This window comes from Niabella terrae (genome assembly GCF_054783135.1).
In genome coordinates, this window is sequence record NZ_BAAGRD010000042.1 from 145243 (window position 1) to 161696 (window position 16454).

The window sequence follows — 16454 nt, forward strand, 5'->3', positions numbered from 1 at the left end:
TTGAGAATTATGAGAAACTGTAAAATATTTGTTGGCGCACTCTGTCTTTTGGTAGGAATCGGATCTTGTGCCAAATTTGAAGCAAGCCAGTTTGCTGTAAATAAGCCGGAAAGCCTCCTGGTTCAAGAAGATATTGATTCCTATGCCCCTTTGAAAAGTTTCATCAACCGTTCCACTAATCCTTATTTCAAATTAGGGGTGGCGCTTTCCCTGACACCCTATGTGAATAAGGATGTTATTTTCAGATTGGCGAACAGGAATTTTGATGAAATTGTATTAGGCTATGAAATGAAACACGGGGCTGTGGTGCAGGGAGATGGGCGTCTGAACCTTGAGGGTGTTAAAAGTTTGTTGGATTTGGCGCAGACGGCAGGGATGCGTGTTTATGGTCATACGCTCTGCTGGCATGCCAATCAGAATGCATCCTATCTCAACAAACTAATTGATCCCATAATAATACCCGGGACCAGTTTGCCTACCTGGGATATCGTGACTCAGGCTGATTTTGAAACGGATGCTGCCGCCAATTTTGAATCAAATGCCAATGCCGTAATTTCATTTACGCCATCGGGACAGGGTGCCGGAGGCTCCGGACGGGCTTTGAAAATAACCAATGCGGAAGTCCGTGAAAATGATTGGGATGCTCAGTTTTTTATAAAGTTTTCACCGGCGGTACAAATCGGAGAACAATACGAATTCAGTGTTGATGTCCGGTCAGATGCACCGGCGACATTTAGCACGCAGGCGCATGTCGTGCCCTATTCTTATAAATATTGGGACTTTTTCGGATCTATTGCATCCTCAGTGACCTGGTCAACCTACAAAAAACAGATTACCATTACTTCGGATATGGCCTCCGCTGGTGCCATAGCTTTTAATCTTGGAAAAACTGCCACCAGCTATTATTTTGACAATATATCACTGAAGAAGTATAACGAAAAGGGAAGCGGGAATGCTGGCTATGCCTATGGTTTTTCAAATCCTTCGGCTGTTAATTTTTGGGAAGCACAGGTTGCCTATGATGTACCGGCGTTACAGAATAACCAGGAGTATGTGTTGAAGTTTGCAGCCAAAGCAAATATTGCCGGAACCATAAGAGCAGAAATGCAGTCCTCGTCGGATTATTCTTCTAACAGTTTTGGGACTTTTGCAGTTAGTCCTGCCTGGCAGGAATATGAATTGAAGGCCACAACCAATAAGGCGGACCGAAACAGATTGGTTATTAGTTTTGGAGATTTTGAAGGTACGGTGTATATAGATAATGTCACCCTGACGCCTGCAGGAAGTAATGCCAGTGTAATTCCAGGTGGAGATTTCGAAACCGGAATGAACAGCTGGACCGGATGGGGGAATAATTCGACGCGGTTTTTGTCAGCTGAGGGAGAAGGTTACGGTGGTGCAAAAGATCAGATCATTGAGAAAACTCCCCAACAAAAGGATTCTATAATCACCGCTGCTATGGAGGATTGGATCAAGGGCATGATGGAAGTAGCTAAAGGGCATGTCACTGCCTGGGATATAGTAAATGAGCCCATGGATGATGGCAGACCATTTGAACTGAAAACCGGTATTGGGAAAGCAGCTATGAATTCGGATGAATTTTACTGGCAGGATTATCTGGGTAAAGATTATGCAGTGAAGGCAATCCGGTTTGCCAGAAAATATGGTAATCCCAAGGATACTTTGTTTATTAATGATTATAATCTTGAGTACAATTTAGAGAAGTGCAAAGGTATTATAGCCTATGTCGACTATATAGAAACTAAGGGCGTTCAGGTGGATGGTATCGGTACGCAAATGCATATTGATATAAATACAAACAAAGAGAATATTGCAGCTCATTTTAAATTGCTAGCCGCTACGGGCAAACTTATCAAAGTTTCTGAACTGGATATTGGACTGGGTAACGGTACAAAGACAGCGGACGCAACGCCAGCTCAGTATGAAGCCCAGGCGGAGATGTATAAGTACGTAATTGAACAGTACTTTGATTTGATACCGTCCGAACAACGTTATGGCATAACTATATGGAGCCCCACCGATAGTCCCGCTGAATCTGGTTGGCGTGCAGGTGAACCTGTGGGACTTTGGACTGAGAATTTTGTCAGAAAGTCAGCGTATAAAGCGGCGGCCGGGGCCCTTTTAAATAAGGCGGGCAAATGACGGTAAGCAGGGGCCTTATCGCCGGCTGCCATAAATGTCGGTTGAGTGAATCAGCGTCAGTAGGGTGGGATCGTACCATACAATTGCGCTTCGGTTAGCGAATAAATGGTATGCGTCTGTAAAAGTCGGGTATCAACAAGTATTTTTTAAGATTATAATTATGAAGAAGTTTTTGGTATTATTTTCTGTGCTCGGATATTTTCTATTTGCCGGCCATGCACAAAATCCCATCATTCAGACCAGTTATACGCCGGATCCTGCTCCAATGGTGTATAAAGATCGGATTTATGTCTATACGGGTGATGATGTGCCAGGCCTCGGTTTTTACAGCATGACTCGGTGGCGGACTTTTTCGTCACAGGATATGATCAACTGGACCGATCATGGCGTGCCCATTTCAATTGAAACTTTTTCCTGGGCTGTAGACCGTGCATGGGCTTCGCAATGTATAGAAAGGGGCGGAAAGTTTTATTGGTACGTCTGTCTTCAGACGCTTCATAACGGGATGGCTATCGGAGTAGCAGTAGCGGACATGCCTACCGGGCCTTTTAAAGATGCGTTGGGTAAGCCATTGATTGCCAATGGCAGTTGGTCCAACATAGATCCCAGCCCGTATATTGATGATGACGGCCAGGCCTATTTGTACTGGGGAAATGGATCGCTATTTTATGTAAAGCTCAATCAGGATATGATTTCCTATTCCGGTGATATCGTGGAAATACCGCAAACTGCCGAAGCTTTTGGAGGCGTTAGACGGCCCAGGAATGCACCGGCGGGCGAGCCAGACAGCACCATCGCTCCCAAAGATGTATATGTTGAAGGCCCCTGGCTGTATAAGCGAAAGGACAATTATTATCTCTTATTTGCTGGTTTTGAAAAGGGGGGCGAATGCCTTTCCTATTCGATGAGTAAATCGCCGGTAGGGCCCTGGAAGTACAAAGGCCGGATCATGGTCGACCAGGCCACCAATAGCTTTACGCATCACGCCGGCGTTGTGGACTTCCACGGACAATCCTACTTGTTTTACCATACCGGTTTGTTACCAGGAGGTGGCAGTTATGGAAGAGCTACAGCCATTGAGCGTTTTTCTTACAATGAAGATGGGACAATTCCCCGCATAAGTATGACCAAGGAGGGTGTTGCGCCTATTGGAACCCTGGATCCCTATAACCGGACACAGGCAGAAACTATTGCCTGGGCCACCAAATGTAAAACTGAACAGGACCGATTGGGGAATGTTTATGTAACAGATACACATGTTAAATCCTCCATCAAAGTCCGTCGGGTGGATTTTGGGGATACTCCTCCCCGGACTTTTTCTGCCAGCCTCGCTTCAGCGATCAATGGTGGTTTCCTTGAGGTCTATATAGATAGTATTGGAGGCAGGAAACTGGCGACCATTGAATTAAAGGCTACCGGCGGATGGGATCAATGGAAAACTTTCACATTGGATTTATTGCAGCCTGTACAAGGTGTGCAGGATCTGGTATTCTATTTTAATGCCAATAATCTTACGGCAATTCGAAGGCTGTCTAACTTCGACTGGTGGCAATTTAATCATTAATAAGCTTCCATTGGGTAACAAAAAAATGATTTGGTTATGAAGAACCCCGTTAGTACATTGATTTTTGGGTTGTTGTTCTTATTTCACACCGCTGTGGGACAGAATCCTATCATACAGACTTCATATACTGCTGATCCTGCGCCCCTGGTTTACGGGCAGCGGGTTTATCTCTATACCGGGCAGGATGAGGATAACTCAACCTGGTTTACGATGAATAAATGGCGTTTGTACAGTACCGCGGATATGGTTAACTGGACAGACCATGGTGCTGTTTTGGATTACAAAATGTTTGGTTGGGCAAAGGGTGATGCATGGGCTGCTCAATGCATAGAACGCAATGGTAAGTTTTACTTTTATGTGACTTTGACTTCAAGGTTTAATAATCGGCCCGCTATTGGCGTTGCTGTCGCTACCTCTCCCTTTGGTCCGTTTTATGATCCCCTGGGAAAGCCGCTGGTACAAACAGAACGGGGCGATATAGATCCGACGGCATTCGTGGATGCCAACGGAGCGGCCTATCTCTATTGGGGTAACCCGGATTGTAAATTTGTAAAACTGAATGAGGATATGATCAGTTATTCAGGCGAAGTCGTTCGTTTACCCATGCAAGCTACCGCATTTGGCAGCAGAGCGGGCAACATTAACGAACGTCCCACCCTATATGAAGAAGGGCCCTGGCTGTACAAGAGAAAGGATTTATACTATTTGCTCTGGGCTGGAGGGCCCATCCCGGAGCATTTGGGTTATTCGACAAGCAGCAGCCCGGCAGGACCCTGGAAGTATGGCGGAATGATCATGCCACCGGAGGGCCGAAGTTTTACTAATCATCCCGGATTGATTGACTTTAACGGAAAATCGTATTTATTCTATCATAATGGAGCGCTACCCGGTGGCAGCGGTTTTACCAGGTCTATTTGTGTACAGGAAATGAAATTTAATAAGGACGGTGCGATTATACCGATGAAAATGAAGCCGGGGATAGCCGCGGCTTTGGTCCCGTTGAACCCGTATCAGAAAACTGAGGCGGAGACCATTTCATTTTCCGAGCATGTGATAACCGCATTTAGTCAGGAAGCAGGGGTTTTTATAACTGCGGTCGGGGACGGGGCTTATACCAAAGTACGATCTGTCGATTTTGGCAAGACGGGCGCATCTGTAATTAAGTTACGTGCGGCAACCAGCCATAATAGCCATGTCGAAATCGAAATGCGTTTAAACAGTGTGGACGGTCCCCTGATCGGCACTGTGTCAGTACCTAATACCGGCGGCTCCGACCATTGGGCTATCTGTAGTATGCCGGTGCGGGCACTTACCGGTATCAGGGATATTTGTTTTGTTTTCCGCGGCAAAGCTGCAGCAGATATTTTGCATTTTGATTACTGGATGGCTGCTTATGAGCAGTTCTCATGATGCCAGGAACCCGTTCTGTTTTGAAAAGTTGAATACCGGCTTGCTATAAGTCTGCAGGTTGGCGAAAAGATAGCCTTCGGCTATATATAAGTAAAACTCAGAAATCAAGTTAATATGAAACATGTCTTGACTTTAGTTTGTGCAACCCTGGCCTTTTTCCCCTTGGCAGCTCAAAAGGTAATACAGCCCGCAGCTGAAGGCTTTGATCAGTTACGCAGCGGTATAAAACACGGAAAAATTGAGACGATCCGGTATTGGTCCGAAACCGTAGGTAACGATAGACAGGCCACGGTTTATACACCCCCCGGGTTCTCGAAAACCAAAACTTATCCGGTACTTTATCTGCTGCATGGTATAGGTGGTGATGAGAAGGAATGGCTCAACGGAGGGACCCCTCAAATCATAATGGATAATTTGTATGCTGACGCCAAAGCGGAGCCCATGATCATCGTTATGCCAAATGGGCGCGCAATGAAAGATGACAGAGCGGTCGGCAATATCATGGCTCCGGAAAAGGTGCAGGCTTTTTCGAAATTTGAAAGGGACCTGATCGATGACCTGATACCTTTTATTGAGAAAACTTATCCGGTAAAATCGGATCGCCGTTTTCGGGCGATAGCCGGACTTTCCATGGGAGGAGGACAGTCCCTGAATTTTGGTTTGGGTAATTTAAATCTGTTTGCCTGGGTGGCCGGGTTTTCCTCGGCGCCGAATACCAGGCCTCCGCAGCAGCTTTTGCCCGATCCTGACCAGGCACGAGAAAATCTGAAACTGCTGTTTATTTCCTGTGGTGCCAGTGATGGACTGATTTCATTCAGTCGGCGTACGCATGACTATCTGAAGGAAAAAACTGTGCCTCATATTTATTTTATTGAACCCGGAGGGCATGATTTTAAGGTGTGGAAGAATGGACTGTATATGTATTCCCAACTGCTTTTTAAGAAGGTAGACCCTTCCAGTTTTGCTGCGTACCGGAAAATGTCAGTCAAGCCGCGTGTAAATATTAATAAGCCGGGAGGTCAGCAGCCTGAGTGATGAAAATTAAACATGTAAAATATTTTTTATGAATAGGAAGATGCGAAGCAGTTTGAAGATGCCGTTTATACTGTTTTTTTGTTTACTTACCGGCGGTCTCTGTTATCCACAAATCGGGAATGATGATGGTTTTGATATATCTCCAACCGCGCAGCCTGGCAGCCGGTTTCCCCAGGTCAGCGCCGAGGGCAGCGTGCGCACCGGAATACAGGCACCAGCGGCTGATCGGGTGCAACTGGATATCGGCGGAAAGAGATATGATATGGTAAAAGATGAGAAAGGTTTCTGGTTAGGAGAATCCGACCCACAGGACCAGGGATTTCATTATTATCAATTGCTGGTGAACGGTGTTCCAATGCCGGATCCGGGTAGTTTGATATTTTACGGCGCCGGGCGCTGGGGTAGCGGTGTTGAAGTGCCTGCGAAAGATCGGGATTTTTATGCGCTCAAAAATATTGCCCATGGTCAGATCCGGCAACAGGTATACTTTTCCAGACTTACCGATAGCTGGCGCCGCCGTATGGTATATACACCGCCGGGTTATGACCAAAATAGTGCCACCCGGTATCCGGTTTTATATTTATTGCATGGCAGTGGCGAGAACGAGACCGGATGGTCAGTTCAGGGAAAGGTAAATCTTATCTTGGACAACCTTATTGCCATGGACAAAGCGGTCCCAATGATAATTGTAATGGAGAATGGATACGCGCAACTGGCAGGTTCTGGAGCGACATCTGCACCTACAGGCCCGTTTCCTTTTGAAAAAGTGCTGATCAACGAGGTTATTCCAATGGTGGATGCTTCGTTTCGAACGATTAACAACCGTCATAGCCGTGCGATTGCAGGTCTTTCTATGGGGGCCAACCAGACCATACAGATTGCCATGAAGCATCTTGATACATTTTCCTGGATCGGCGCCTTTAGCGGAACATCAAATTATCCGAATACAACTCCGATTGATCGGGATATATTTATGCAGGGCGCTTTTGCCGATGCGAAGGCGGTCAATAGTAAGATCCGGCTTTTCTGGTTGGGGGCGGGCACCAAAGAACCAGATCCTTTTCCAGCTTCCATAGGTGCTTTTAGGACCATGCTGGACAATGCGGATATCCGTTATACCTACTTCGAATCTCAGGGCACTTCACATGAATGGCTTACATGGCGCAGATGCCTGCGGGAATACGCCACACAATTATTTAAGTAAATGTTTATTTTAATACAACGCCAAATTATGAATATCAGATATCAGTCTTTTATGATGGTCGCTATCTTGTTTACCTATGCGACCCTGGCTCAGGGGATAAAACAGGACTTTGAACCTTCCATACTGAATCAGCCTCACGCGCAATTTCCACAGGTTAATTCTCAGGGTTATGCGAGATTTAGGATATTCGCCCCTAATGCGGATAGTGTCAAAGTTAGTTTGGGATTGGGCGGCCACGGTGGAACTGTTCTTAGAAAAGACGCCGAAGGTTTTTTTACCGGCACAACCTCAGGTCCGCTGGACGAAGGATTCCATTATTATCATGTAATAGTAGATGGTGGTCGGTTCAATGATCCCGGAGCGCGAAGCTTTTTTAGCTCCGCACGATTGGAGAGTGGAATTGAGATCCCCGCTTCTGACCGGGATTTCTACAGCTTGAAAGACGTTCCGCATGGTCATGTAACGCAGGTGCTGTTTCCCTCACCGAGTACATATACTTCACGCAGGGCCTATGTCTATACTCCCCCGGGATATGAAGACGATAATAATCGGCGTTTTCCAGTATTATATTTGCAGCATGGTTGGGGCGAAGATGAAACCGCCTGGATCAATCAGGGCTTTGTCAATTTAATTATGGACAACCTGATCGCTGCCGGAAAGGTGAAGCCATTCATTGTTGTGATGACTTACGGCATGACCAATGAGATCAAATGGGGTTTCATTCGTGAGTTCAAGATAGATTCATTCAGAACAGTATTGACAAAAGAATTAATTCCCTATGTAGATGGCCGGTTTCGTACTTTGGCAGATCCATCCAACCGAGCGCTGGCGGGACTCTCAATGGGCGGAATGGAAACAAAAATGATTTCGCTGACCAGCCCGGGTATTTTTTCATATTACGGGTTATTGAGCGGCGGTGTATATACACCTGCGGAATTAAAATCAGCGAAATTAACTCCGGAACTGGTGTTTTTAAGCTGCGGTAGTAAAGAGAATGTAGAAGGTTTAAATAATGCGGTCAGAAACCTGAAAGCCGACGGATTTAATGTTGTTTCCTATATTTCAGAAGGTACGGGGCATGAATTTTTAACCTGGCGGAGAAGCCTGGCGCAACTGGCACCTATGTTGTTCAGGACAAATGCATCAAAGCACTGAGTTCTTCTGTTCCGGGCGGAGGTCAAACCTTAGTAAGCCTGGTGGAAACTGTAGTTGTATAATTTAGAAATGCGTATAGAAAGTTACAAAATAGAAAAATGTTAATTATGAAGGTAAATCGAAACCGATCGGTCTTGTTATTGCTCGCTGTGGTAATTGGTTCATTAAGCAATTTATCAGCCCAGAATAGGAAGCGTTCAACCGCGATTGGAGGGGCACCCCTGTTCACCAACTATGAATATAAGGGGAATGATGCGGTATATAACAACAATCCGTTGGATGCAGACGAATTCTATAACCCGATTCTACAGGGCTGCTATCCGGATCCAAGTATTGTACGCCGGGGTGACGATTATTTCCTGGTGAATTCTTCTTTTTCCATGTTTCCGGGTGTCCCCATTTTCCACTCTACCGATTTGGTGAACTGGAAGCAGATAGGCCATGTTCTTGACAGACCATCTCAGTTAAAAGTTCAAAATGCCGGTGTTTCCGCGGGAATTTATGCGCCTTCCATTAAATACAATAAGCAGAACCAGACATTTTATATGATTACGACCCAGATAGCCAGTGGTATTGGAAATATGGTAGTAAAAACCAAGGATCCATTTATTGGTTGGGGTGAAGTTAAAAAATTGAAATTCAATGGAATCGATCCATGCCTGTTTTTTGATGATGATGGTAAAGCCTATCTGGTTCATAATGATGCCCCTGATCCCGGCAAAGAACTTTATAATGGGCACCGGGTGATCAAACTCTGGGAATACGATACCCGGAAGGATGAAATTATTCCCGGAACGGATGTTATACTGGTAAACGGGGGTGTGGATATCCGGCAGCAGCCAATATGGATTGAAGGGCCACATATGTATAAGAAGAATGGAAAATACTATTTGATGTGCGCAGAGGGGGGTACCGGTGATTGGCACAGCGAGGTTATTTTTATGAGCGATAGCCCCAAAGGTCCGTTCCAACCGGCACCTAATAACCCAATCCTGACCCAAAGGTATTTTCCGAAAGATAGAAAAAATCGAATCGACTGGGCGGGGCATGCTGATCTTGTAGAAGGTAAAGATGGCAAATACTATGCAGTTTTTCTGGGCATTCGGCCAAATGCCAAAGACCGCGTTAATACCGGCCGGGAAACTTTTATACTTCCAGTGGACTGGAGCGGTACCTATCCCGTGTTTGAAAATGGATTGGTTCCGATGCAACCTAAATTAAAATTACCTGAAGGAACTAAGAATCTTACCGGACAGGATGATTATTTCCCCAATGGTAATTTTAAGTTTGCCGATAATTTTACTGCGCCTGCTTTAGATTACAGATGGATTGCCATGCGGGGGCCGCGTGAGTCTTTTATTGTGCAATCGGTCAAGGGGGGCGTTGCCATTAAACCTTACACAGAGAATATCAAAGCGCTGGCTCCAATAGCGGCTTTGTTCCACAGACAGCAACATGCTGGTTTCGAGAGCAGTGTTACGATGTCTTACCAACCCCGATCAGCCGATGATCTCGCCGGGATTACCTGCTACCAGAGCGAATCCTTTAACTACGTGTTTGGTGTTACCAGGAAAGGCAATGATGCAATACTGGTCCTTGCCAGAACTGAAAAGCAACGGCGGCAGGGTCCCCCGAGTCCCGGCGTACCGCCCAAAACCTCAATTATCGGATATGTGAAAATTGATGTGAAGCAACCCATACGGCTGCAGGTAGTCGCTGATCAGGAGGATGGGTACAGTTTTAATTATTCCTTCAACGGCTCGGATTTTAAGAACCTCGGGGGCACCGTCTCGGGCGATATCTTATCGACGAATGTTGCCGGAGGTTTTACGGGTGCCTTAATCGGCCTATATGCCACTTCAGGCAATGACATTCATCCTTAGTGGTGATTAAATTCTAATACAAGTTATAATGTGTAAACTGTTGTATATTTTGTTGGGTATGACCCTGGTCACGGCATGTAATGGGCCCTCCCGTACCGTTTCGGCTGTCCCATCACCGCCGGGGGACACAACATCCTTTAAAAATCCGGTTATCTGGGCGGATATGCCGGATTTATCGGTTGTGCGAAATGAGAATGATTATTATTTAATTAGTACGACGATGCACCTGATGCCCGGCGCCCCTGTTATGAAGTCAAAGGACCTGGTGCATTGGGAAACGGTGAGTTATGTTTTTGACAGCCTTTCAGATAATTCCAAGTATAACCTGTTGAATGGTACGGTATATGGCCGGGGGCAATGGGCTTCTTCTATCCGTTATCATAAGGGAAAGTACTATGTTTTGTTTTCTCCAAATGATCAACCATTCCGCGCCTATATTTATACCACTGCGGATCCGGAAACGGAGAAATGGCAACTCGTCTCCCGTACACCACATTTTCATGATGCCTCATTGTTTTTTGATGACGATGACCGCCCTTTCGTATTTACCGGTACCAGGGTAATTGAGCTTAAAAAAGATCTTACCGGCATTCAGCCAGGAGGTATCAACCAGGATATATTTAAAAAGGACGCGGAAGAAACCGGTCTGCTGGAAGGCAATCAGGTAATCAAGTATAAGGGCAGGTACTATCTGCTGATGATATCCTGGCCCAGAGGAAAACCCCGCCGGCAACTTTGCTATAGGGCTGATAATATTACCGGCCCCTATGAAAAGAAAGTAATCCTGGAAGATGAATTTGCCGGATTTTCTTTTGCAGCTCAGGGTTGTATTATTGACGACATCTATGGCAACTGGTATGGGTTGATTTTCCAGGACCGGAATGGCGTCGGCAGGGTGCCATTATTAATGCGGGTACGCTGGGTAGACGGGTGGCCCATGCTGGGGACGGCAGAAGGTAAAGTGCCTTTGAATGCATCGACCTCCTTACAGCCATATGACATCGGAAGTCGGGTTGTGAAAAGTGATGACTTTTCAGGAAGCAAATTAGCAATAAACTGGCAATGGAACCATAATCCTGTCAACCGTTCCTGGTCGCTGACAGAACGTCCCGGTTTTTTAAGATTAAGCACCTCACGGGTCGTTCCTAACTTGTATTTAGCGCCGAATACTATAACCCAACGTATGATGGGACCCCAATGTAGCGGCTCAATATTGTTGGATGTCTCAGGGATGAAAGAGGGGGATGTGTCCGGCTTTAGTGCTTTCAATGGGCATTCAGGTATATTAGCTGTTTCTATGGAAGCCGGGCGTAAATACCTGACCATGTCATCCAATATTGTGGAACTTTCCGATAAGGACAAGGATGTGACCCATGTGCAGTCTGAACAGCTTGCGCGTATTGCCTTGCAACAGGACCTGGTGTATCTGAGAATAGACGGTGACTTTACACTGGGTAAGGATTATGCGAACTTCTACTATAGTACAGACGGAAAGCAGTGGACGAAAATCGGGCCGGAGTATAAAATGATTTTTGATTATCGTAAATTTTTTATGGGCACAAGATTTGCCATTTTTAATTATGCCACCCGATCTTTAGGCGGTTTTGTGGACGTAGATTTTTTTAAATTCACCGTTAGTGAGAAATAAACTTCGTATATCATTCAATTGCGCTGCCGGGTCATTATCATTGAATAGACGCTTTATGCGAAAGATGGTCGTGTTGGGTATCTGTATCAGTTTTTTTGTCAAAGACAGCAGGGGGCAGGAGGATTTTTATGTCAATGCGTTTGCATTAGGTGATGTCAGCTTGCTGAATGGTCCTTTTCAACAGGCGCGTGATTTGAATATCAAGGTGCTTTTACAATATGATGTGGATCGTTTACTGGCCGGATACCGGAAACAGGCAGGATTGCCACCCAAGGCCAGCAGCTATCCTAATTGGGCGGGTTTGGATGGTCATATAGCCGGTCATTATTTATCTGCATTAGCGATAAACTATACAGCTACCGGAAATCTGGCATGTAAGCAACGGATGCAATACATGCTTGCTGAATTGAAGGATTGCCAGGATGCCAATGCCAGCAGGTATCCCGATTGGGCAAATGGATATCTGGGAGCCGTGCCGGCCGGGTATCAGCTGTGGCCAAAAGTAAAAGCCGGAGACATAGATGTGATCTGGAAATTTTGGGTACCCTGGTACAATGTACACAAAATGTATGCTGGTTTGAGGGATGCATGGTTGTATGCTGGTGAAGAACAGGCCAGGCAGCTGTTTTTAAAGTTCTGTGAATGGGCAGTTAATTTGACCCGAGGCTTGTCGAATCAACAGATGCAGTTAATGTTGGCCAGTGAACATGGTGGAATGAATGAGATATTTGTCGATGCCTTTCAAATGACCGGTAACACGGAATACCTTAATGTTGCCAAACGCTTTTCTCATCATGAATTATTGGACCCCTTATCCGGGGGAATCGATAAACTTGACAACCTGCATGCAAATACGCAGGTGCCGAAAGTCATTGGCTTTGCCCGAATAGGGGAAATGGCTGGTGATCCGAAATATAAAACGGCCAGCGTGTTTTTTTGGGAAACCGTAACGGGTAATCGGTCGCTGGCTCATGGAGGTAATAGCAGGAGAGAATTTTTTCCGGCGGCGGCAGCCAATACAGACTTTATAAATGATGTCGAAGGACCCGAAAGCTGCAATACGTACAATATGCTGAAACTATCTCAGGATTTGTTTCGAATGCAGCCCGATGCCCGCTATATGGATTTTTATGAAAGAGCGCTCTATAATCATATACTTTCCACGCAGCATCCCGTACACGGTGGCTTTGTATATTTTACGCCTGCCCGTCCGCGACATTACCGGGTATATTCTTCAGTGAATAAGGCGATGTGGTGTTGCGTAGGCAGTGGTATGGAGAATCATGGCAAATATGCCGAGCAAATCTATTCTCATCGGAATGATTCCTTATTTCTAAACCTATTTATTGCATCTCAACTTCGCTGGAATGCGTTAGGTATTAGCCTGGAACAGCGGACTTCTTTTCCCAACGAGGACAGAACAACCCTTGTTATTACTGGTGGACGGGCCAGGTTTACCCTGATGGTTCGATATCCCGGTTGGGTAAAGAAAGACGCCCTTAAAATTTTAGTGAATGGGAAGCCGGTTGTATATAAGCAAAAGCCATCTTCTTATATCGGTATTGAACGAAACTGGAGCAAGGGAGATAAAATTGAAATTCATTTACCCATGCGGACGACCATTGAGCACCTGCCTCATGTGGAAGCGTATATTGCTTTTATGCACGGCCCCGTGCTGTTGGGAGCGAAGACCGGCATTCAGGATCTTAAAGGGTTAATTGCTGATGATGGCAGATGGAGTCATATCCCGGGAGGTGATAAACTGCCAATTGATCAAGCCCCTGTTTTGATTGACGACTCAGTTGAAAGTATTGCCGGTCATCTTGTTCCGATAAAAGGCAAACCATTGCAATTTAGGTTTGCTGATCAGAAAATAATGAATGATTCGAACCTGGTTCTGGAACCATTTTTCAGAATCCATGATGCCCGTTATATGATGTACTGGATGGCCTTGACTCCTGACCAATACGGTAGTTATAAAGATTCAATAGCAGCTGCAGAAAAAGAACGAATCGATCTGGAGCATAGGACAGTTGACTTTGTTATTCCTGGAGAACAACAACCGGAAGCGGATCATCTGATTCTTTCTGGGAAATCCAGGATAGGCAATTTGCAGAATCAGGCATTTCGGGAAGCATCTGATGGAGGGTTTTTCAGTTACTTAGTTTCAACCGGAAATCGCAGCCAACTGGGACTTATGGTGAGATATTGGGGCGCAGAATGGAACAAAAGAGTCTTTGATATTTATATTGATGATCAGAAACTGGTTTCGGTTGACAATACGAACAGGTGGAATCAATCACGGTTTTTTGAGGAGCTATACGAGATTCCGGGTCCAATGCTGCAAGGTAAGCAGCAGATTCGGATAAAGATTCAGGCAAAAGCAGGTGCTGCCAGCAGTCCTGTCTATTATATGCGTTTGATTACACCATAGCCGAATCGTTGCCGTTGTTGGAGCTAATTCTGATTTTGTTGGTCACAAGCCCGAATCCACTTAATCCCGCTACATCATCCCCTTATCGATAGGGCATGGGAGCAGTCACTGGGATTACCTGCTATTTCAGTAGGATATTTATCAGGTTTTGATCCCATGTATATCATCTTAGAGCGCACCGTAAAGGATAAGGCCGGATTAACCAATCAGTCGCCCGACTAAGGATCGGATTGTAGACCTGATGCATCCAGATATGTCAAGTACTAATTTAATAATACTGTATTATTGCAATTGAAATTTGAAAATAGAAAAAATGCCGGCTCCTTTCTTTACCTACAGATTAAAGAGGGTATGTTGCAGGCTATTTTGAAGGGTGAGTACAAAAGCGGGGAAAAGTTGCCCACATCGACCGCCCGGTTAGGAGCAGATGTTAGTTCATATACGTTAAATCGGGCCTACCGCATGTTATGCAGAGAGGGATTTGTAGTTTATTTTAAAAAGAGAGGCTATTTTGTTGCATAGCGGTGGATCCTGCAATTGGAATACCAAATCTCATGCTGCATTCCAAACATATTATCGGTGATATTTCTCCGGTTATATTCGGGTTCGTTTAATTTTAGTAGCCTTGCAGGGAAAATGTCATTTCAGGCTATGCATATATCAAAGGTCTTGATCGACCATTATTTAGCAAAGACAATAGTAAGCGCAGGACTATTTTTTGTTTTTTTAACATCGGCTGCCGGCCAGGCTCTTGATTACGCAGATGCTGTCCGGACGTCTTCCCGGGATTTGACGCTTGCAAAAAGTAAAACTATACGATGGGATACAGGCAGCCTTGTAAAAATTGCAGGGCCACCGGCCAGACATGCTTTCGCCGGGTATGCCCGTCTGATCGAGCTCGATAACAGGGAATTGATCTGCGTGTATGAAGCTGCCGGGAGCATCTGGCAGGTTAAAAGTACTGACAGCGGTAAATCCTGGGCTGATGCCAGAATCATTGCGGGACAAGAAAAGGGGATCCATATGGCTGTCCCCGAAATCCTCCAACTGGCGAATCAGGACCTGCTGCTCATGTACAATCCCCGTCCCCATGAGATGGACAGCGCCCGCAGATTTGGCATCCGAATCGCTATCAGCCACGACCGCGGAAAAACCTGGGGATCCTTCAGGGAAGTATATACTGCCGGTTATCAGTTTGAAAACGGTTGCTGGGAACCGGCAGCCATTCAATTGCCGGACGGCTCCATCCAGCTGTATTTTGCCAATGAAGGCATATACACGGCGTCAGATGAGCAGGATATTTCCATGATTCGCTCAACAGACAATGGATCTAGCTGGTCGGCTGCACCCCGGATGATCAGCTTTCGGTCTGGTAAAAGGGACGGGATGCCGGTTCCTTTGTTGCTACGGGGCAATCGGCGGATCGCCGTAGCCATTGAGGATAATGGGCTGGGGAACTTCAAACCCTTTATTATCACCAATACCCTGGATGAAAACTGGGCGAAAACAGTAAGGGCAGACAGCCCCAACCGTTATTATGCTTTGTCTGAACCGCTGGGAGATTCAGTATATGCCGGTGCGCCCTATCTGAGACAGCTTTCTACCGGTGAAACTATTTTGTCCTTTCAGTCGACAGAAGGCCGTCCCGGCAACAAGTTGAAAAATGCCGTCATGAATGTCATGATAGGAGACAGTCTGGCCAGGGGATTTGCCGGCCGCACCCTCCCGTTTCAGGTTCCCTTCGGTAAATCCGGGCTCTGGAACAGCCTCGCGGTTCTATCTGACGATACCATTATTGCGGTCACCAGTACCAATGCCTATAGTGCGGGAGCTTCCGAAATCTGGATGATCAAAGGCCGACTGGTATCGGACTAGTGCCGGTTGGGTCAGGGCCTATAAACCGCAGGATTGTAAATACCGGACTGGTTGTGCCTATTTTACAGGCCGTCCACAGGTTT

General features: G+C 45.9%; 11 protein-coding genes. All 11 read left to right on the forward strand.

Going from position 1 to position 16454, the window contains the following annotated elements; translation table 11 throughout:
* Positions 1-9 precede the first annotated feature (9 nt).
* The 11 genes from ACYVI9_RS18510 (at position 10) to ACYVI9_RS18560 (ending at position 16371) form a co-directional block, all read left to right on the forward strand.
* Positions 10-2163, forward strand: coding sequence for an endo-1,4-beta-xylanase (locus ACYVI9_RS18510; RefSeq protein ID WP_460767784.1), 2154 nt, complete (start codon positions 10-12; stop codon positions 2161-2163).
* Between the two features lie 160 nt (positions 2164-2323).
* Positions 2324-3727: a glycoside hydrolase family 43 protein gene (locus tag ACYVI9_RS18515; protein ID WP_460767787.1), complete on the forward strand. Its 1404-nt coding sequence runs from the start codon at positions 2324-2326 to the stop codon at positions 3725-3727.
* A 36-nt stretch (positions 3728-3763) separates the two neighbouring features.
* Positions 3764-5137, forward strand: a complete 1374-nt coding sequence (locus ACYVI9_RS18520) for a glycoside hydrolase family 43 protein (protein ID WP_460767790.1) — start codon at positions 3764-3766, stop codon at positions 5135-5137.
* 114 nt (positions 5138-5251) lie between these two features.
* Positions 5252-6172, forward strand: coding sequence for an alpha/beta hydrolase (locus ACYVI9_RS18525; RefSeq protein WP_460767793.1), 921 nt, complete (start codon positions 5252-5254; stop codon positions 6170-6172).
* Positions 6173-6200: 28 nt separating this feature from the next.
* A complete protein-coding gene (locus ACYVI9_RS18530) occupies positions 6201-7376 on the forward strand; it encodes an alpha/beta hydrolase-fold protein (RefSeq protein ID WP_460767796.1) in 1176 nt (391 codons plus the stop codon).
* 27 nt (positions 7377-7403) lie between these two features.
* Positions 7404-8531 (forward strand): alpha/beta hydrolase-fold protein, encoded by a 1128-nt coding sequence (locus ACYVI9_RS18535; protein WP_460767799.1) that lies wholly within the window; start codon positions 7404-7406, stop codon positions 8529-8531.
* Between the two features lie 107 nt (positions 8532-8638).
* Positions 8639-10414 (forward strand): glycoside hydrolase family 43 protein, encoded by a 1776-nt coding sequence (locus tag ACYVI9_RS18540; RefSeq protein WP_460767802.1) that lies wholly within the window; start codon positions 8639-8641, stop codon positions 10412-10414.
* A 28-nt stretch (positions 10415-10442) separates the two neighbouring features.
* Positions 10443-12062: a glycoside hydrolase family 43 protein gene (locus tag ACYVI9_RS18545; protein WP_460767805.1), complete on the forward strand. Its 1620-nt coding sequence runs from the start codon at positions 10443-10445 to the stop codon at positions 12060-12062.
* Positions 12063-12117: 55 nt separating this feature from the next.
* Positions 12118-14496, forward strand: coding sequence for a glycoside hydrolase family 127 protein (locus tag ACYVI9_RS18550; protein WP_460767808.1), 2379 nt, complete (start codon positions 12118-12120; stop codon positions 14494-14496).
* Positions 14497-14787: 291 nt separating this feature from the next.
* Complete coding sequence (locus ACYVI9_RS18555; RefSeq protein WP_460768016.1) at positions 14788-15018, forward strand: winged helix-turn-helix domain-containing protein; 231 nt, start codon at positions 14788-14790, stop codon at positions 15016-15018.
* A 267-nt stretch (positions 15019-15285) separates the two neighbouring features.
* A complete protein-coding gene (locus tag ACYVI9_RS18560) occupies positions 15286-16371 on the forward strand; it encodes a sialidase family protein (protein WP_460767811.1) in 1086 nt (361 codons plus the stop codon).
* The last annotated feature ends 83 nt before the right edge of the window (positions 16372-16454 follow it).